Here is a 19,774-nt window from a genome sequence, read left to right as displayed (position 1 = left end):
TGACTTAAGAGAGTTTATTCCTCTGTTCAATTCCGTTATCTTAACCACTTCGCAATAGAATAAAAAAGCTATCACATGCCATTAAAAACTGATGAGTTGAGAACCCAAGCTCTGGGTCCTATGCCAACTCCTGCCGAACTAGGCAATGCACACCCTATTACTGACGACGTTGCTGAGCGCATTAAGAATTCTCGCCGCCAAATCGAAGATATCCTAACGGGTCGTGATAATCGCCTATTAGTTATCGTTGGTCCTTGCTCTGTTCACGATACAGATGCGGCACTTGATTACGCTGAACGTCTAAGCCAGATTCAAGATCAATACAAAGATGAACTATTCGTTGTCATGAGAACCTACTTCGAGAAACCTCGTACGGTTGTAGGTTGGAAAGGTTTAATTACCGATCCTAATCTCGATGGTTCATACGCACTTGAAACAGGCTTGAATAAAGCACGTAAGCTATTGCTAGATATCAACAAGCTTGGCCTAGCTACCGCGACTGAATTCCTTGATATGATCACCGGTCAGTACATTGCAGACCTTATCACTTGGGGCGCAATTGGCGCTCGCACGACTGAATCTCAGATTCACCGTGAAATGGCTTCTGCACTGTCTTGCCCAGTTGGCTTCAAAAACGCAACTAACGGCAACATCAAAATTGCCATTGATGCGATTCGTGCTGCGCATGCTTCACACTACTTCTACTCTCCAGATAAGAACGGTCGCATGACGGTTTACCGTACTTCTGGTAACCCATACGGTCACGTAATTCTACGTGGTGGCGATAAAGGCCCTAACTTCGATGCTGAATCTGTGGATAACGCATGTAAGCAGTTGGCTGAATTCGATCTGCCTCAACGTTTAGTTGTAGACTTTAGCCACGCTAACTGTCAAAAACAGCACCGTAAGCAGCTAGAAGTAGCGCAAGACATTTGTGAACAAATCAAATCTAACAAGAATCAAATTGCAGGCATCATGGCGGAAAGCTTCATTGTTGAAGGTAACCAGCCAATGACAGATATCAACAACCTAGAATACGGCAAGTCTATTACTGACCCATGTCTAAGCTGGGAAGATACTGCGACAATGCTCGATATGCTTGCAACAGCAATTAAAGATAGAAACTTAGCTTAAGGAAACAACACAATGCCATCATTTGACATTATCTCTGAAGTAGATGCAGTAGAACTGCGTAACGCGGTAGACAACGCAAACCGTGAACTATCGACTCGTTTCGATTTTCGTGGCGTTGAAGCTAGCTTTGATTACAAAGATGAATCAGTAAAATTGACTGCTCAAGACGATTTTCAACTGAAGCAAATGCGCGATATCCTTCGTAGCAACCTAACAAAACGTAATGTTGATCCTAACGCGATGGAAGCGAAAGCAGCAGACCAAACAGGTCGCACTTGGCACCAAACGGTTATCTTTAAGCAAGGCATTGAAACTGATGTCGCTAAGAAGATCGTTAAGCTAATCAAAGACAACAAAGTTAAAGTTCAAGCTTCTATCCAAGGCGACAAAGTTCGTGTAACGGGTAAAAAGCGTGATGACCTACAAGCTGTTATGGCTCTAGTTCGCAACGGTGAACTTGGTCAACCTTTCCAGTTTGACAACTTCCGCGACTAATTTGCGAGTTTGAGCGACTGCGTATTGTGGTTGCTCATTCATCAGCACAATGTCGTGTTTAAAATCGCAAAAAGCCACTTCTTTTAGGAAGTGGCTTTTTATTTATCGGTCAGCTTTATTCGCATACCGCGAGGGCATTTGAACCGAGCTAGATAGATCGAGCCTTACTTGAGTACTTTGGCTGCAGACAATTTTAGGTCTTTGCCGACCAGCAGATTGAACTCTACGCTTGCTGGTGGAATAAATACACACACTCGCAATTTCTCTGCTCTTGCCTGCTCAAGCTTGGTTGATAGCTCTCCGCTATTAACATAGCTCTCTCTTTCTGCATCTCGACGGCATAAGTCTATAAATTCGAATGGACAATCGATTGGTGAAAGTACTAGCTCTGCCTCTTGCATCAGACGTAAAGCCTTCATAGAAAGTAGCTCAACATCTTCTTCAAATTCGATCCAAGTGACCTGCCCTTCACTATCAACTTGCTCAGTCAACGACTGTTGATAGTACGATTCAAGTTGATCCCTATCCGTCACTTGATTAATAAAACTGGACGACAAAAAGCGCTCCCAGAATTTTCGGCGTTCATCAACAGTAGGAAAGGACTCTTTAATTGAATTGCGTTTTGATGCACCGAAGTCCGCTATCAAACCTATGTTCTGTGGCAATACAGTTTCGAGTTTTTCTCTAATATTTCTCACCAAAACAGGTGATGCACCCCCACTTGAGATCGCTATTTGGATTCGTCCGCGATTTATCATTGAGGGTGTGATGAAATCACAATAGGGTAAGTCATCGACCACATTGACAAGAATACCCATTTTTTTTGCATCATTATGTACTTGATGATTTAGGTTTGGGTTGTCTGTGGTTGCCCACACTTGTAAGTAGTTTTTCGAGATAAGCTGTGACGAGTAAAAATTTTGAACCCAACGAAGTTTGTCTTCATCGGCTAGCTCTTTTAAGTAAGGTGCGACCTTAGGAGAAACCAAAGTTACATTAGCACCCGCTCGCAGCAAACTGTCGACTTTTCGGCAAGCAACCTCGCCCCCACCAACCACTAGAATTGGCTTATTCTCTACATCCAAAAACATTGGGAAATAACGCATGTTCTTCCTTGAGACTACTTCAATAACTATTCAGACATGCTACCAAATTTGGAGCATATTCATAACTATCCGAGCGTAATAAAAATATTTATTGACCAAATTTTCAACTTTCTTAAGGCTAATGCGCCACCAATACGACTTTAATTCAGAATATTTACCTAGCCCACCATCAATATAAAAACCTAAATCTCGTTGCACCAACAGTGTGAACCGTTGCACTATTTACATTCAGTTAACATTTGGTCATTCTAATTGTGTTCGGATTTGTGATTTCATTCAAAATTCTTTTTAAATTATACATTTGTGAAACTACGGATCCTTTCCTAACCTTATAAACAGTTGTTTAAATCGCACACGGTTTCATTTGCAAAATGCAACTCGCTTAATTTGAGCAACAAGGTCATAGACAACGCAACACACAAGAGACACTCAAACGAGTATGAGTATCAGGTGTCACCTGGTTAACAAGGAAGGATACAAATGACAAATAAACTAACACTTCTTGCTTCAGTAGTAGCTGCATCAACTGCGATGATGGCGACATCAGCATCAGCGGCAGAAAGCACTCTGGACAAAGTCACATCTCAAGGTTTTCTAACTTGTGGTGTAAGTACAGGTCTTCCAGGGTTCTCTAACCCTAACTCAAAAGGTGAATGGGAAGGAATTGATGTTGAGTATTGTCAAGCTCTTGCAGCGGCTGTACTCGGTGACAAGACTAAAGTTAAGTATGTACCGCTAACAGCAAAAGAGCGTTTTACCGCGCTTCAATCTGGTGAAATAGACGTACTATCTCGTAACACAACATGGACGCTACATCGTGACACTGCTCTAGGTTTGAACTTCGTAGGCGTTAACTACTACGATGGTCAAGGCTTCATGGTTAAGAAAGAACTTGGACTAACAAGCGCTCAAGAACTAGATGGCGCTTCAGTGTGTGTTCAATCAGGTACAACGACTGAACTTAACCTAGCCGATTACTTCCGTAACAGTGGCATGTCTTACAAGCCAGTGGTATTTGATACGGCAGCACAAACATCAAAAGGTTTCGACGCGGGTCGTTGTGATGTTCTTACAACTGACCAATCTGGTCTATATGCTCTTCGCCTAAATCTAGCTGATCCTAAATCTGCACAGGTACTTCCTGAAATCATCTCTAAAGAGCCACTAGGCCCTGTTGTTCGTCAAGATGATGACAAGTGGTTCAACGTTGCTAAATGGACCCTTTCTGCAATGATTAACGCAGAAGAGTACGGCATCTCTTCTAAGAATGCTGACGAAATGCTTAAGTCAAAAGATCCAAACATCAAGCGTATTCTTGGTGTTGACGGTCCTAAAGGTAAAGGCCTTGGCATTCGTGACGATTGGGGTTACCAAGTCATTAAACAAGTTGGTAACTACGGTGAGAGCTTCGAACGTACTGTGGGTACAGGTTCACCACTACAGATCTCTCGTGGCGTAAACGCACTATGGAATGCGGGCGGCTTTATGTACGCTCCACCAATCCGTTAATAAATTTACAAGCATCAATTAGGGCGGACTTTTCCGCCCTATTTATTAAATGGATTTGAGGTTATAGCAGTATGAAACCTAATGAAACTATTTCTCCAACTCAAGAAAAACCACAGCCCAAAAGTGCCAACCTTTTTTACAACCCCACTTTTCGCTCAATTGTTTTCCAAATTCTCGCCGTCGCGGCGCTTTGTGCTTTCTTTTACACGATTGTAAATAATGCACTCACAAACTTAGACTCCCGTGGTATCGCCACTGGTTTTGATTTTCTCTCCCAAGAAGCTGGTTTTGGTATCGGCTTAACACTGATTGAATACGACGAAACATTCTCATACGGTCGTACATTCTTTATCGGTCTTCTCAATACCACTTTAGTTTCAGTATTAGGCATCATGTTAGCCACAGTACTGGGCTTTAGTATGGGTATCGCTAGGCTATCTTCAAACTGGCTAGTTAGCCGATTTGCAGCTGTCTACATTGAGATATTCCGAAATATCCCTCTTCTTCTACAAATATTTTTTTGGTATTTCGCCGTTCTACAAGCATTGCCTTCCGCTCGTCAGAGTATGAGCCTGGGTGAAGCTATTTTCTTGAATGTACGTGGTTTGTACTTCCCAGCTCCAGTATTAGAACAAGGCAGTAGCATTGTCATCGCATCATTGATTGTCGGTATCATCGCTACTTTTGTTATCAACATCTGGGCTAATAACAAACAAAAACTAACCGGCCAACAAACACCAATGTTGCGAATTGCTGCGGCGCTGATTGTGGGCTTACCATTAGTCACTTACTTTGTTATGGGTATGCCTATCTCTGCGGAGTACCCTGTTCTGAAAGGGTTTAACTTCAAAGGTGGTATCAGCATCATTCCTGAATTGGCAGCATTGATGCTCGCTTTAAGTATCTACACAGCAGCATTCATCGCCGAAATTGTGCGTTCAGGTATTAATGCGGTAAACCATGGGCAAACAGAGGCTGCTATGTCTCTAGGGCTCCCGCGAACAAGAACTCTTAAGTTAGTCATTATTCCGCAAGCATTAAGAATTATTATCCCACCACTAACTAGTCAGTATTTAAACCTGACCAAAAACTCATCACTTGCGATGGCCATTGGTTATCCCGATCTTGTATCTGTCTTTGCAGGGACAACATTGAACCAAACTGGACAAGCTATCGAAGTAATCGCGATGACAATGGGCGTCTACTTAACTCTAAGCCTTTTGACATCCGCTCTAATGAACATTTACAACCGCAAAGTAGCGTTGGTGGAGAGATAAGATGAGTACACATCAATTTCAACCTGATCTTCCGCCTCCAGCGAATACTGTTGGACCTGTCGGTTGGTTAAGAAAAAATCTATTTAATGGACCAATTAACAGTGTCGTCACTGTGGTGCTTGCTTACTTTGCTTTCACTTTATTATGGGCAATAGCTGATTGGGCATTCTTGAGCGCTGACTGGATAGGAACAACACGCGATGCCTGTACTAGCGAAGGCGCTTGTTGGGTTTTTATCAGCGTTCGTTGGGACCAATTCATGTACGGCTTCTACCCAGAAGCGGAACTGTGGCGTCCTCGCTTTTTCTACGCAACATTAGCGATTTTTGTTGCTTTGTTAGCTTACGAAAAAACACCTAAGCGTACGTGGATTTGGTTATTCTTCGTAAACATCTACCCGTTTATCATTGCAGGCTTACTATACGGTGGTGTATTTGGTCTAGAGGTTGTTGATACCCATAAATGGGGCGGCCTACTGGTTACACTAATCATCGCACTTGTTGGTATCGTTGTATCACTGCCTATCGGTGTCGCACTGGCGCTAGGGCGTCGTTCAGAGATGCCAATCATCCGCAGTATGTGTACCGTTTACATCGAAATCTGGCGTGGTGTACCACTGATTACGGTTCTATTCATGGCCTCGGTAATGCTTCCGCTCTTTTTATCAGAGGGGATGGAGACCGATAAACTGATACGTGCGCTTGTTGGGGTAGTACTGTTTAGTGCTGCTTATATGGCGGAAGTAATCCGTGGTGGTTTGCAAGCAATACCAAAAGGTCAATACGAAGCCGCTGACGCTCTAGGGTTGAGCTATTGGAAAAAAACGGGGCTTATCATTCTGCCTCAAGCTCTTAAAATCACGATTCCTTCAATTGTGAATACCTTTATTGGTTTGTTCAAAGATACCAGTCTAGTCTTGATTATCGGTATGTTTGATGTACTAGGGATTGGCCAAGCCGCGAATACCGACCCTGAGTGGCTTGGGTATTCAACAGAAAGTTATGTATTTGTCGCGTTAGTGTTCTGGGTGTTTTGTTTTGGCATGTCGAGATACTCGATTTGGCTGGAAAACAGACTTCACACCGGTCACAAACGATAATTAACAAGATCAAGGACGTATTATGACGCAGCAAACAGAAAACAACTCTCAAGGTCTTATGATCGAGTTAAAAGACATGAACAAATGGTACGGCGAATTCCACGTACTTAAAAACATCAATCTAGAGGTTAAGAAAGGCGAAAAAATCGTTATCTGTGGCCCTTCTGGCTCAGGAAAATCAACGATGATCCGTTGTATCAACCGGTTGGAAGAACACCAAAAGGGTCATATCTTCGTTTCAGGTAATGAATTGACGGAAGACCTAAAAAACATTGAAGCCGTGCGCCGAGATGTTGGTATGTGTTTTCAACACTTCAACTTGTTTCCACATCTGACGGTATTAGAGAACTGTACTCTAGCCCCTATTTGGGTCAAAAAGATGCCTAAAGAGGAAGCCGAAGCCATCGCGATGAAATTCCTTGAGCGTGTAAAAATCCCTGAACAAGCGGATAAATTCCCAGGCCAACTGTCAGGTGGACAACAGCAACGTGTGGCAATCGCTCGTTCTTTGTGTATGAACCCTCAGGTTATGCTATTTGATGAACCAACATCGGCACTAGACCCAGAAATGGTTCGTGAAGTATTAGACGTAATGGTCGAATTGGCCGAAGAAGGGATGACAATGTTGTGTGTAACGCACGAGATGGGCTTTGCTAAAGAGGTCGCAGATCGCGTTATCTTTATGGATGCCGGTGAAATCATAGAAGAGAACAACCCTGTCGACTTCTTTGAAAACCCACAATCGGATAGGACGCAGAACTTCTTGAGCCAAATCTTGCACCATTAATATGTTATGATGCATAAACTACAGAGGCGGCTTAGGTCGCCTCTTTATTTTTCGATGTTCTTTTTATTTTTCGATGTTATCGTTCGTTTTCCAAAGGTTATAAATCATTAGCCAGTAACTATAAAAGTTTGAACATCGAGTGTTAGCGACACTTTATCGTCATTAGAAATACTTTGTTACACCTTCAGAAACACTTAACCGACTATTTTGATTATTATTTTAGGTATACAAGAGGAATGAAAGACTTGATTTTTCGAACTTTCAGCCCCATAAATGTACTAATAACTATTGAAGTCACCTTACGAGGAAGATTATGAACAGCCCTATGTTTTCACGCACAGCATCTCAAGAAAGTGCTCTGCAAACCAATAAAGTGTTGCGTAACACCTACGCACTACTGTCTATGACACTACTTTGGTCTGCTGTAGTAGCAGGCGTATCTATGGCGATGAACCTTCCTCGCCCTGGTCTTATCATTATGCTAGTTGGTTTCTACGGCCTTCTATTCCTAACAGAAAAGAACCGTGACAACAGCATGGGTCTAGTCTTCACATTCCTATTTACAGGTTTCTTAGGCTACACCATCGGTCCAATCTTAAACATGTACGTTGGCGCAGGCATGGGTGATGTCATCCTAACTGCACTTGGCGGTACTGCACTGGCATTTATGGCTGCATCTGCTTACGCCCTAACAACTAAACGTGACCTTTCATTCCTTAACGGCATGCTAATAGCTGGTTTCGTTGTTCTGCTAGTCGGCATGGTTGCAAACATCTTCCTACAAATGCCACTACTATCACTGGCAATGAGCGGTATGTTTATCCTATTCTCGACTGGTGTAATCTTGCTAACAACGCAAAGCATCATTCGTGGTGGTGAAACGAACTACATCTCTGCAACGATTAGCTTGTATGTTTCTATCTACAACATCTTCATCAGCCTACTAAGCATCTTAGGCATTATGGGTAACGACGACTAATCGCTTCCATCACTGAATCATATCTAGCCCAAGAGCCTATCTCTTGGGCTTTTTTTATCCATAAGTGCAATATTTTTTGAGATAGCTACAATTTCTATTGAGAAAGATAAACTTGGTCATGTACCCTATCCAGATAGTTAATTGGACTCTGGATTAAACATGTTTGAATATAACGGCAAGCAAATCGAAACCGACACTCAAGGTTATCTGTTGGATTACACTCAATGGGAAGAAGGTATGATTGAAATTCTTGCTCAAGATGAGGAAATTGAACTTACTGATGCACACTTAGAAGTCGTACATTTTGTAAGGAGCTTTTACGAAGAGTTCAACACCTCACCAGCGGTTCGCATGCTCGTTAAAGCAATGGAAAAAGCGCACGGCCCAGAAAAAGGCAACAGTAAGTACCTTTTCAAATTATTCAAAAAAGGCCCTGCCAAACAAGCAACCAAGCTCGCCGGTTTACCTAAACCAGCAAAATGCTTGTAGAACTAAAATAGCGCTAGGTTGATCTCAACGTAAAAAGTTAAATACTGTAGTGTCCTACAGTATTTTAAACTCCCCTACACGTACGTCCTGCCGCCGCTCATTGTGTTTAACTTGATGCACTTCTACGTTGTCCACTGTTGCGCTCGGTGGTCCAAGATTAAGCCAAGCGTGTAACTTCTCAAGTTTCAGCACCTCTCCGACTGCTAACACTTCAACTCGACCATCATTTAGGTTCTTTGCATAGCCGGAAATGCCCAAATCCAGCGCCTGCCTACTGGTGTGATAACGAAATCCAACACACTGAACTACGCCTGACACGACAAAAATATACTGCAGAGTTTCCATAACGTTGCCTCATAAATTATATGGATGATATAGTTGCGATTCTATTCATTCACCATTTATTGGTGGGCTTACTTCGAGTATTACAATTATGAAAGAAATCCCGTTTCGTTGGATTGACAAATATCTCATTCACCTAAAAATCCAAGAAAAGTTCTATCTACTATTCTTATTTCCTCTTATCGCCCTGGTTATACTTACTCTAGTTTTAGATAGCGCCGCGGACTCTTTACTTACTCACCTTTACCAGGATGAATTACACCTGATGAAAGGGCTGATTGAAGCTGGACAACTCACCAAAGATCAGGTCGCTCAACTCATTAGCAATTCTGACACCATCTCTTTAGGATATGGCGCAGGATCTGTTTCTGTCATGAATGGCGCCTTCAGTTTGGTCGCAAGCCATGACCAAAACTTATGGTCAGCTCTATCTACAACTCAGGTTTCGATTATTGCGGTAACTCTCACGCTGATAGCTCTGGGGGTTTACTACATCATGACTTTCATTGGTGGCGCTATGTTCTCGATGAACAAAGCACTCAGCACACTTGCAAGTGGCGATTTAACTTGTCGTATGAACTACTTTTTAGTTCGTGATGAGTTCAGTGAAATAGCTATTACTATCGATAAGGTAGCCGAGCGTGAACAAAACATGGTTCTCTCAATCCAAGAGTCCGTTGCTCTCATGCAGCAAATCAGCTCAGATTTGAACCAGTCAACACAACAAAGCTCAGATATCTCAAGTAATCAACAAGAGCACTTGAATAGCCTCGCCAGCGCAACTGAACAAATGGCAGCAACGATTCGCGAAGTCGCTACCCTTGCCCATGATTCAAGCACTCAAACAATGGACGCTCGTGGTGTCGCACAAAGTGGTCAAGTTAAGGTTTCTAATACTTTGGAATCGATCTCTAGCTTATCCCAAGAGATTCAATCGGCTTCGCAAGCAGTAGAAGAACTCGATGCTAATGCAGCGCAGATCGATGAAGTAGTCGCAACCATCAATGGTATCTCTGAACAAACTAACCTGTTAGCGCTAAACGCTGCGATTGAAGCTGCTCGAGCTGGAGAGCAAGGCCGTGGTTTTGCAGTTGTTGCTGATGAAGTTCGCGCTCTTGCCGGACGAACTCAACAAGCGACAGTTGAAATCCAGAGCATGATCGAGTCGTTACAGCGTAACAGCGTAACAGCCAATCATTAACAAAACTGATGGAAGTGACAGTAAACAATGCCAATGAAAGCCAAACACTGATGTCGGAAGTGAACGTTGAGATCGGTTCTTTAGCTGAGAAAAACCAGTCTATTTCTGATAGTAGTACGCAAATTGCTACTGCTGCAGAAGAGCAAGGTGTCGTTGCGGATAACATTGCACAAAGCGTTGAAGAGATTCGTCATCAATCAGACGGCATCTGCGAGATGATCAGTAAAAGTAACTCTAACGTTGACCAACTTCGTAAGCAGAGCGATACGATGGAAGATTTACTGACAGGTCTTAAAGCTTAATACTGACATCTAGCCACCATCTAATGATGGTTCAATACAAGGGCTGCTTTTGCAGCCCTTTCTTATTTGCTTTTCCCTTGTACTTCCCCGACAATACCCCTCCTTCAAATTCAACAAACAGAGTAAATTATGACTCCTTCAATTCATCTAGCTAAAGGCCGAGATAAATCACTACGCCGTAAACACCCTTGGGTATTTTCACGCGGTATCGATAAGGTCGAAGGCGAACCACAACAAGGTGAAACTGTAGACGTATATGCTCAGAATGGTCAATGGCTAGCAAAAGCGGCTTACTCACCAGAATCTCAAATTCGAGCTCGTGTTTGGACATTTGAAAAAGAAGAAATTAACAAAGCGTTCTTCGTAAAACGAATTCAAGACGCGCAATCACTGCGTGAAGACATCATTGAGCGTGATGGTTTAACTGGCTACCGCCTTACCGCTGCAGAGTCTGATGGACTGCCAGGTATCACTATCGACAAATATCAAGACTACCTAGTTTGCCAACTACTAAGTGCGGGCGCTGAATTCAATAAGAGCGTATTGGTTGAAGCTTTAATTGAATGCTTCCCAGACTGTAATATTTACGAGCGTTCAGACGTAGCAGTTCGTAAAAAAGAAGGCCTAGAACAAGTTGTTGGTGTACTTCACGGTGAAGAGCCACCAAAATCTATCGTCATTGAAGAAAACGGCGTCAAAATCAGCGTAAACATCATGGAAGGCCACAAAACTGGCTTCTACATGGACCAACGTGATAGCCGTAAAGAATCAATGAAGTATGTTAAAGGCAAAGATGTGCTTAACTGTTTCTCATACACTGGCGGATTTGGTCTTTACGCACTGAAAGGCAACGCAAAACGTGTAATCAACGCAGACGTATCTCAACTTGCTCTTGATACAGCTAAGTTCAACGCTGAACTCAATGAGTTTGATATCTCAAAAAAACGCGCTGTATTCCTAAACGCAGACGTATTTAAACTACTTCGTGAATACCGAGATCAAGGCACTAAGTTTGACGTCGTGATCATGGACCCACCAAAGTTCGTTTCAAGCAAAAATAACCTAACATCAGGAGCTAACGGCTACAAAGATGTAAACATGCTTGCAATGCAAATCTTAAACCCTGGTGGCACTCTACTCACCTACTCTTGCTCTGGCTTGATGGGCACTGATTTATTCCAAAAAATCATCGCTGACGCTGCTCTAGATGCAGGAAGAACCGTTAAATTTGTCGAGCGCTTCGAGCAAGCCGCTGACCACCTAACAGATACAGCGTACCCAGAAGGCTTCTACCTAAAAGGTTTTGCCTGTAAAGTGTTGTAACTGTAGGGTGTTGCAACCTCAACGTAAGGTTTCTTAAGCGCGATTACTTTACTAAATTAAGATATAAAAAAGGGCCTTTCGGCCCTTTTTGTTTAGTTGCTTGTTGTATCGTATATCTTCAGTAAATCACTTAGGATTGCACTCTCAGATAGCCCCGCGTACTGGCCAGCAGCACCTTCAAGAACAATTTGTTGACTATTCTCACCAACCGAAGTCCCTGCTTGAGAGATTGTAACAGTTAAATCACCGTTACCTTCAACAACACCAATTTGATTACTCTTAAGTAAACTGTCTATAGTATCATTCGCATCTGTGTGCAGTAGTTCTGATAAATCTATCTTATCCTGTCCCTTTGTAAAGTCAGTAATAACATCTCTTTCACCATCTCTAATGTCATTCCGAGAACTAGTCGTGTCTTGATCCACAAACTTAAAGATATCGTCATCACTGCCGCCAGTTAATATATCGTTACCAAGACCACCGATAAGAATATCTTCACCAGCACCACCTTTAACTGTATCGTTGCCCGTTCCACCTCGGAGGCCATCATTACCTTGTCCGCCATCTAGGTAATCATTACCAGCACTACCGAAAATGACATCTATACCTTTTTCACCGTATACATAATCATCGCCAGCACCACTATGAGCAATATCTAAATACGCGTTACTTTGACTCGGCATAGAGTTATTAAAGGCTGCACCTTCACCATTACTGTTTGATGCTAACAAGCTACTGTCTGAACCGTTAGTAAATGATTCTAATGTCGCTTGAGCGTTAGCCTGCTTAGATGCACTATCACCCGCTGTATCATCTAACTTTGAATGACTGTCACCAAGCCAAATGATATCGTCGCCTTTTCCAAGGTGTACATGATCTCCTCCAGCACCAACATTTACTTTAAATCCATTAGCCACTTCTGATTTCGTGAAATACTCTGTTGTTGAATCCCTTTCAACAGAGCTCCATCGGAGCTTAGCATTACCATTTTGATGGTGGTATAGCTTAAGAGTATCGACCGCATCACCTGGCGCACTAATATCTAAACCGGATTTACTAGCAGGAACATTAAACACCAACTTATTACTACTAGTATCACCATCACCGTCTTTCAGTGTGTAATCAAAATTAAGTGTTGAAGGCTTATCTTGGGGTTTACCACTAAACTTATACGCTCCGGTGTCAAGGTCAATTACGAATACGAACTTACCATCGACGGTTATGGTTAATTTGTTCGTTGCTTCATCCTTAGAGTAGCTGATATTCGAAGGCATAGTTCCCGACGTTGAGATAGTCGAACCATTAAAGTCAAATGAACCAGTTCCAAATTTGATTTGACTTACGTAACCACCATCTGCTCCAAAACCAGAACCGCTATCTGAGATTGAACCTGTTACGTTTTGTACGATTGAATGAATAAGTGCATCACTCAGCTGAGATTCATCATCAATAAACTCTGCGTTTTTATCTTTGGGACCTGTTCCATCATATGCAACTTTGTTTATCTGATATTTGCTAACTTTTAGATCAATTCCAACTGCGTGCGCGGTAATATTGTTAGTAGTTAAATGCTGCTTCCATGAAGCCTCTTCATATCTATCTATTTTATCATCTTCATGTGTTGCGCCATCGCTGATGAAATAACTGACGTTATTTGCGTTAGGTATGCGTAAATTGGAGTCAGTATTCCAATAATTCTTACCACCCTGTATCGCATCATCATAAGCTGTACCACCTCCGGCCTGTAGGTCGTTGATATAATCCTTCACTTCGTCGACAGTCATCCATGCTTTGTTATTATGCTCAATCAGAGAAACGTTATAGTTGAATGTTATAAGCTGAACACGGACATTATCTGATGCTCCTGAGTATTGACTAAGCATTTGCAATACAGACGCTTTCAGAACATCAAGACGACCTCCTTCCATTGATATAGAAACGTCCAAAATAAGCTGAACATTAGTGCCTTGAGTATCAATAGTCGTATCAATTTCTTGATATTTAGCATCTGGCTGGTCGTCTTCAATTGAAACCGTAATCTGACCTCCAGAGCTAGACAACCCGGAAGTATCCTTAGCAATCACTGGAATATGAATCGATAAGTTATCTTCCCCACTGGTGTTAGGGTGATCAATAGGAGCTTTAAGTTGTACCTCATAATGTCCACTACTATTTAAAGTCGCTTCAATAACAGGTTTACCGTTAGCTTCGCCAAGAAGTGTGTGACCATTATTTGATACACTCCAAGTAATTGTATGCCCTTCAGATGTCAGAGGTTGGCCAGTTGATGTTGTTACTGTAATTGAACTTGATTCACTAAATACAGTGTCAGACCAGTTACCATTGGCATCGGTAATAGACAAATCCCCCTGAACAGAGTGTCCATCAGTAGAATCACTCGGCAAACCTATCGTATCCGTAATACCCCCACTAAGAGCTTCTTCAGACACACTGACTGATTGATTCCTGATGACAGGTGCAACTTCATTGTCGAGTATCGAGCCAGTACCTGTGTCGCCACCAATAGTAATCGTGTAATTTTCAGTATTTTCTACAAGAACGTCATCTAATGTCGGAACAATAACTTTAAAGTAAGATACGCCTTTAGGCACAATAATAGATTGCTTATCTGCACTCAGTTTAACGCCATCCGTAAACGAAATGTCTGCTTTTCTAACATCACTACTATTCGGGAAGTTAAATGAGTATGTCACGTCTACATCAGAAGAACCTGTCAGTAAAACGCTATACTCTAAAGCCCCCCCCTCAATTACCGCACGAGCATTAGCAACATTTACAGATGGTTTATCAGAAGCGTCTTCATTTATAGAGCCCGTAGCTGATACACCGTGCTGACCGTGATTAATGATTACATCTTTACTAGCATCAGTTGAAGATTGGAAAGGTATCTCACTCAACTTAATTCCAAAGTCTTCTGATGTTTCGAAACGGTTATCATTTACTGTATCTACATTAACTTTGAAATCCGTAACTTTCGCAGGAAGTGTGAATGTTCCATTCACTTCATTTACCGAAATAGTCTCAATCTCTCCGCCAGAAACATAAGTGACTGTAACCCCAGCAAACGGCTTACTACTGTCTGCAGCTAAATCCTCAAGGTTTGCTTTGCCAACGCCACTAGAAAATTCAAACTCGACTTTCATCTCAATCGACGCTTCAGACACATTCGATAGTTTCCCATCAAATACGGCCGTGCTTCCTTCATCAACAGCATTAGCATTCGTCAATGTAAGCGTAGGGTTATCTGTATGATCTAACTTGATTGTACCTTGACCTTTCAGATCAGAATTCGCTTCATCAATACTTGAAGTTCCACCTACCTGAGATTTTGTATCAACAATGTGTAACCCAAAACGTTCGGTCCATTCGAATTTCTCATCCTGCACGGTTTGCACCGTTACACGAAGTTCGGTAGTACCCGCTGGAATTTCAACATAACCGTTAACGACATTGGCAACTTGGAAATCGCCGTTAGCATCTTTGTATTCGTAAGTTAGGCTATTGGTATCAATATCATCAAATTCGGTATCGTAACCATTCGTTGTCGCTTCAAATTTAACATACTGTTTTTCTGATGATGCTTGGTTCAACTCCACCTTAAACTCAGCAACATCACCCTCTTTCACTGCTACAGCATCGTGGACTGTTATTTTATCAACAAACTCTGTTTCATTGATCGTGACTGTCGCTGTTGCTGTGTCTGTTCCATCTGTGACTGTATAAGTAAATGTTGGTGGCGTTGCTAATGGATCTTTACCATTTTGTGCATAAGTAAAGTTACCGCCTGCATCAACTGTTAAAACACCATTCCCTACGACAACATTAGCTTTTCCGTTTGAATCAAAGACTAAATTTTGCCCATTAATTTGAGTAACAGTTAAGGTATCACCTTCGAAATCACTATCCACACCATTACCAGTATCATCAGTAATAAAGTTGCCTGTCACTGTTGAACCTTCTACAACGGTGTAGCTATCGTTAGTAACAGCTGGGGCTTCGTTGGTGCCCGTAATGGTGATGGTGACATTTTGTTTCGCCGTGCCGTCTTTCGACGTCACTTCGTACACTTGTACGATGCTCTCGCCTTCTTTCAGACCCTGCACAAGTGCGCTGTTATTGTCGACGTTGAACGTCCACTTGCCCGCCGCGTTGATCGCAAACTGGCCAAGCGCTGTCGTCGGGTGATTGCCTGAATCGTCGGTGCTCACAATGCTCTTGAACACTGGCGTGGTGTTGAACGCGTTGTCGCCATCCGCGTCACTGATGGATAACTCGCCGCTCGTCACGAGCAAGTCGCCCGCCTTCACGTCCGTGTCTTCGGTCACGCTGCCTTTGTCGTTGTCGCCCGTTACCGTGATGGTCGAATCGTCGTCCGCGCCATTGATGGTGATGGTGACATTTTGTTTCGCCGTGCCGTCTTTCGACGTCACTTCGTACACTTGTACGATGCTCTCACCGTCTTTCAAGCCTTGCACAAATGGGTTTTCATTATCAACTTTGAACGTCCAGTTTCCTTGGGCATCGATCGTTAAGCTACCAAGCTCGCTTGTTGGCTTCGCCACTCCAGTGCTGTCGTCATTGCTACTGATTCCTTTCCATATAACATTAGTATCGAACGTTCCATCACCGTTGGTATTAGCCACTTTTAGAGTGCCATTGGTTTCTATGGTATGCGATATACTTACGTTCACATCCTCTGTCACAGAACCCTTATCAGTTAAATTATCACCATGAATAACTGTTTTCCCTGTCACTGATGAATTATCGGTATGGTTACCTACGTTTGTTACTTTGATGCCAAAGTTTTCATTTAACTCATCAATTTGATCTTGCTTAGCCTGCACATTAATTTTAAACGTCTTCACACCTGCAGGTATTGTTACTTTTCCATTTTCGAACTTCGCGACTTCTGTTGTAGTAATACCGTTTTTAGTTATTTGGTAAGTAATACTATCAATTGAAATGTCATTTTGACTTGCGGTATATCTGCTTCCAACCAATGCCTCTATGTTATACGTCATAGGAATTTCTGTAGTGCTATCTATAGAAACATCAAACGTAGCGATATCTCCTTCATCTACAGAATTAGGGCTATCTATGCTCAATTTAGGTTTATCGTTATCTGGCGTCACCGGCTTGGTTGGGTCTACCGGATCTGGATCTACCGTACCGGTACCATCGTCTTTGATGGTCGCCGTCGCACTTTGTTTCGCGCTATCTGGATCCGTGATGGTGCCGGTTGCCCCCGCCACGCTGACGTTGAAGCTTTCGCTGCCTTCGTAGACGTCATCATTTTCAGTGACTACGCGAACGTTCACATCTTTCACGCCCGCGGCAATGGTCAAGATGCCGTTCGCTGGCACCACGGTCCACACGCCTGGTGCGGTTTCGTACTCGTACGATTTGATGTCCGCCACTTCCGCTTCGTCGTGGTCTAACGTCAATTGCACGGTCACGTCTGTGTTCGCTGCCGCGCTCAAGCTCACAGTGAAGTTCGCGGTGCTGCCTTCGTTCACATCACCGCCACCGGAGATGCTCACCGACGGGCGGTCATCTGGATTCACTGGCGGAATAGGATCGGTTGGGTCAACAGGGCCAGTACCGTCATCTTTGATGGTTAACTCGCCCGTACCTGAGCCTGTCACGCCTGTTGCGCCGGTCACTTTCAGGCTCAGTTTCTCATCGCCTTCGTACGTACCGTCGTCTTTGGTCGCGACTTCAACGACTAGCTTAGTTTCACCCGCTTTGACGGTGTAGGAGCCGTCAGCGTTCGGTGTTACTACGTTACCCGTGGCATCTTTCACAACGATGCTTGTGATATCGTCCGCGGTTGCGGTGCCGTAAAGGGTCTCTAGCGTTACGCTCACGTCGACTGATGCGGCTTTGCTTAAGCTCACATCAAAGCTCGCTGTCGAGCCTTCGTTAATCACTTTACTGCCTTCGATGCTCACCGCTGGGCGATCATCTGGATTCACTGGCGGAATAGGATCGGTTGGGTCAACAGGGCCAGTACCGTCATCTTTGATGGTTAACTCGCCCGTACCTGAGCCTGTCACGCCGGTGGCGCCCGTCACTTTAAGGCTCAGCTTCTCATCGCCTTCGTATGTGCCGTCGTCTTTGGTCTCGACTTCAACGACTAACTTAGTTTCACCCGCTTTTACGGTGTAAGAGCCATCAGCGTTAAGTGTTACTACGTTACCTGCGGCATCTTTTACCACAATGCTGGTGATATCATCCGCTGTTGCGGTGCCGTAAAGGGTTTCTAGCGTTACGCTCACGTCAACTGATGCGGCTTTGCTTAAGCTCACATCAAAGCTCGCTGTCGAGCCTTCGTTAATCACTTTACTGTCTTCGATGCTCACCGATGGGCGGTCATCTGGATTCACTGGCGGAGTAGGATCGGTTGGGTCAACAGGGCCTGTGCCGTCATCTTTGATGGTTAGCTCGCCCGTACCAGAGCCTGTCACGCCTGTTGCGCCGGTCACTTTCAGGCTCAGTTTCTCATCGCCTTCGAACGTACCGTCGTCTTTGGTCGCGACTTCAACGACTAACTTAGTTTCACCCGCATTTACGGTGTAAGAGCCGCCCGCGTTAGGTGTTACTACGTTACCCGACGCATCTTTCACCACAATGCTGGTGATATCATCCGCTGTTGCGGTACCGTAAAGGGTTTCTAGCGTTACGCTCACGTCGACTGACGCGGCTTTGCTTAAGCTCACATCAAAGCTCGCTGTCGAGCCTTCGTTAATCACTTTGCTGTCTTCGATGCTCACCGTTGGGCGATCGTCTGGATTCACTGGGGGAGTAGGATCGGTTGGGTCAACAGGGCCGGTGCCGTCATCTTTGATGGTCAACTCGCCAGTACCTGAGCCTGTCACGCCCGTGGCGCCAGTTACTTTCAGGCTCAGCTTCTCATCGCCTTCATATGTGCCGTCGTCTTTGGTCTCGACTTCAACGACTAACTTAGTTTCACCGGCTTTGACGGTGTAAGAGCCGTCAGCGTTAGGTGTCACTACGTTACCCGCGGCATCTTTCACCACAATGCTTGTGATGTCGTCCGCTGTTGCCGTTCCGTATAACGTCTCAAGCGTAACGCTTACATCGCCTGACGCAGCTTTACTTAGACTTACGTCGAAAATTGCTGTTGAGCCTTCATTAATGATTTGGCTGTCTTCAATACTTACTGTTGGCTCGACTTCCACTGAGCGGAATAGATCAAGCAAACTTAAGCTTTGAGTACGAGACAAACCCAGGCCTTCGAAACCTGTTGTTACAAATTCGGTAGCTGGGATGGTTTCGTCACCATCACGTTCAATAGTTCCACTGCTAACTAGGCTCGAACCTCGTACACCTGCCGCAGTTGCAAACTCTTCACCCAACTCTGTAGGATCTTGCCCTTCTTCTAAAGCGGCAAAAATGTTTTCAATGTCTTGGTCAAGATCGACTTCACCGCCATCTTTTCCTTGTGACGCAAAGCGCTTAACTGAAATCTGAGATTCAGAACTTTCATTTTGGGATTCTAAAATGACATCCCCAGCTTGTAATGGCTGGCCGTCTTCTAGGACCTTGATTGTGCCATCTATCGAAATAACAATGCGTTGACCTAATGCTAATGCACCGCTCGCATTCAATACTGTCATGTCCATATAAATCCCTAAGCTCATTTTCTGTTTGCGACGTCAAAATAGTGACATCAATCTTATAATCTAG

General features: G+C 43.6%; 12 protein-coding genes and 1 pseudogene. 10 read left to right on the top strand and 3 right to left on the bottom strand.

Annotated features, from left to right (window positions below):
• The first annotated feature begins 75 nt into the window (after positions 1-75).
• A complete protein-coding gene (locus AB6D07_RS08265) occupies positions 76-1,134 on the top strand; it encodes a 3-deoxy-7-phosphoheptulonate synthase (RefSeq protein ID WP_009846643.1) in 1,059 nt (352 codons plus the stop codon).
• 12 nt (positions 1,135-1,146) lie between these two features.
• The gene (locus tag AB6D07_RS08260) at positions 1,147-1,629 is read left to right on the top strand and encodes a YajQ family cyclic di-GMP-binding protein (protein ID WP_017103472.1); all 483 of its coding nucleotides are present in this window, start codon (positions 1,147-1,149) and stop codon (positions 1,627-1,629) included.
• A gap of 164 nt (positions 1,630-1,793) precedes the next feature.
• Here the strand turns inward: AB6D07_RS08260 and AB6D07_RS08255 are convergent, their stop codons facing one another.
• Positions 1,794-2,735 carry a bifunctional precorrin-2 dehydrogenase/sirohydrochlorin ferrochelatase gene (locus AB6D07_RS08255; protein WP_017103471.1) on the bottom strand — a complete coding sequence of 314 codons (942 nt, stop codon included), beginning with the start codon at positions 2,733-2,735 and terminating at the stop codon, positions 1,794-1,796.
• A gap of 480 nt (positions 2,736-3,215) precedes the next feature.
• On the opposite strand from AB6D07_RS08255, the gene AB6D07_RS08250 reads away from it, so the two are divergent.
• The 6 genes from AB6D07_RS08250 to AB6D07_RS08225 all read left to right on the top strand — a co-directional run bounded on the left by AB6D07_RS08250 (position 3,216) and on the right by AB6D07_RS08225 (position 8,875).
• Complete coding sequence (locus tag AB6D07_RS08250; protein ID WP_004733634.1) at positions 3,216-4,244, top strand: amino acid ABC transporter substrate-binding protein; 1,029 nt, start codon at positions 3,216-3,218, stop codon at positions 4,242-4,244.
• A gap of 71 nt (positions 4,245-4,315) precedes the next feature.
• A complete protein-coding gene (locus AB6D07_RS08245; protein ID WP_017103470.1) occupies positions 4,316-5,521 on the top strand; it encodes an amino acid ABC transporter permease in 1,206 nt (401 codons plus the stop codon).
• Position 5,522: 1 nt separating this feature from the next.
• A complete protein-coding gene (locus AB6D07_RS08240) occupies positions 5,523-6,620 on the top strand; it encodes an amino acid ABC transporter permease (protein ID WP_009846640.1) in 1,098 nt (365 codons plus the stop codon).
• Positions 6,621-6,642: 22 nt separating this feature from the next.
• Positions 6,643-7,407 carry an amino acid ABC transporter ATP-binding protein gene (locus AB6D07_RS08235; RefSeq protein ID WP_009846639.1) on the top strand — a complete coding sequence of 255 codons (765 nt, stop codon included), beginning with the start codon at positions 6,643-6,645 and terminating at the stop codon, positions 7,405-7,407.
• 313 nt (positions 7,408-7,720) lie between these two features.
• Positions 7,721-8,386 (top strand): Bax inhibitor-1/YccA family protein, encoded by a 666-nt coding sequence (locus AB6D07_RS08230; RefSeq protein ID WP_017103469.1) that lies wholly within the window; start codon positions 7,721-7,723, stop codon positions 8,384-8,386.
• A 159-nt stretch (positions 8,387-8,545) separates the two neighbouring features.
• Entirely contained in the window at positions 8,546-8,875 is a 330-nt protein-coding gene (locus tag AB6D07_RS08225; protein WP_029223000.1) for a TusE/DsrC/DsvC family sulfur relay protein, read from the top strand.
• A gap of 54 nt (positions 8,876-8,929) precedes the next feature.
• Here AB6D07_RS08225 and yccX read toward each other — a convergent pair whose 3' ends face one another.
• A complete protein-coding gene (gene yccX, locus AB6D07_RS08220) occupies positions 8,930-9,220 on the bottom strand; it encodes an acylphosphatase (RefSeq protein ID WP_017103467.1) in 291 nt (96 codons plus the stop codon).
• Between the two features lie 88 nt (positions 9,221-9,308).
• Between yccX and AB6D07_RS08215 the strand changes: the two are divergent.
• Both AB6D07_RS08215 and AB6D07_RS08210 read left to right on the top strand, forming a co-directional pair.
• Positions 9,309-10,720: pseudogene (locus tag AB6D07_RS08215) on the top strand (methyl-accepting chemotaxis protein).
• A 129-nt stretch (positions 10,721-10,849) separates the two neighbouring features.
• On the top strand, positions 10,850-12,043 hold the full coding sequence (locus AB6D07_RS08210; protein WP_017103465.1) for a class I SAM-dependent methyltransferase: 1,194 nt from the start codon (positions 10,850-10,852) through the stop codon (positions 12,041-12,043).
• Positions 12,044-12,135: 92 nt separating this feature from the next.
• On the opposite strand, the gene AB6D07_RS08205 is transcribed toward AB6D07_RS08210, so the two are convergent.
• Positions 12,136-19,710 carry a VCBS domain-containing protein gene (locus AB6D07_RS08205; RefSeq protein ID WP_372140710.1) on the bottom strand — a complete coding sequence of 2,525 codons (7,575 nt, stop codon included), beginning with the start codon at positions 19,708-19,710 and terminating at the stop codon, positions 12,136-12,138.
• Positions 19,711-19,774: the final 64 nt, after the last annotated feature.

This window comes from Vibrio sp. 10N.239.312.C11, assembly GCF_041466065.1.
Taxonomy (GTDB): domain Bacteria; phylum Pseudomonadota; class Gammaproteobacteria; order Enterobacterales; family Vibrionaceae; genus Vibrio; species Vibrio tasmaniensis_A.
This window is presented reverse-complemented; position numbering and strand designations above follow the sequence as displayed.

What these genes read in the sequence shown, in the direction of transcription:
- AB6D07_RS08265 (WP_009846643.1), top strand. Translation starts at nt 76, where the DNA reads ATGCCATTAAAAACTGATGAGTTGAGAACCCAAGCTCTGGGTCCTATG.
- AB6D07_RS08260 (WP_017103472.1), top strand. Translation starts at nt 1,147, where the DNA reads ATGCCATCATTTGACATTATCTCTGAAGTAGATGCAGTAGAACTGCGT.
- AB6D07_RS08255 (WP_017103471.1), bottom strand. Translation starts at nt 2,735, where the DNA reads ATGCGTTATTTCCCAATGTTTTTGGATGTAGAGAATAAGCCAATTCTA.
- AB6D07_RS08250 (WP_004733634.1), top strand. Translation starts at nt 3,216, where the DNA reads ATGACAAATAAACTAACACTTCTTGCTTCAGTAGTAGCTGCATCAACT.
- AB6D07_RS08245 (WP_017103470.1), top strand. Translation starts at nt 4,316, where the DNA reads ATGAAACCTAATGAAACTATTTCTCCAACTCAAGAAAAACCACAGCCC.
- AB6D07_RS08240 (WP_009846640.1), top strand. Translation starts at nt 5,523, where the DNA reads ATGAGTACACATCAATTTCAACCTGATCTTCCGCCTCCAGCGAATACT.
- AB6D07_RS08235 (WP_009846639.1), top strand. Translation starts at nt 6,643, where the DNA reads ATGACGCAGCAAACAGAAAACAACTCTCAAGGTCTTATGATCGAGTTA.
- AB6D07_RS08230 (WP_017103469.1), top strand. Translation starts at nt 7,721, where the DNA reads ATGAACAGCCCTATGTTTTCACGCACAGCATCTCAAGAAAGTGCTCTG.
- AB6D07_RS08225 (WP_029223000.1), top strand. Translation starts at nt 8,546, where the DNA reads ATGTTTGAATATAACGGCAAGCAAATCGAAACCGACACTCAAGGTTAT.
- yccX (WP_017103467.1), bottom strand. Translation starts at nt 9,220, where the DNA reads ATGGAAACTCTGCAGTATATTTTTGTCGTGTCAGGCGTAGTTCAGTGT.
- AB6D07_RS08210 (WP_017103465.1), top strand. Translation starts at nt 10,850, where the DNA reads ATGACTCCTTCAATTCATCTAGCTAAAGGCCGAGATAAATCACTACGC.
- AB6D07_RS08205 (WP_372140710.1), bottom strand. Translation starts at nt 19,710, where the DNA reads ATGGACATGACAGTATTGAATGCGAGCGGTGCATTAGCATTAGGTCAA.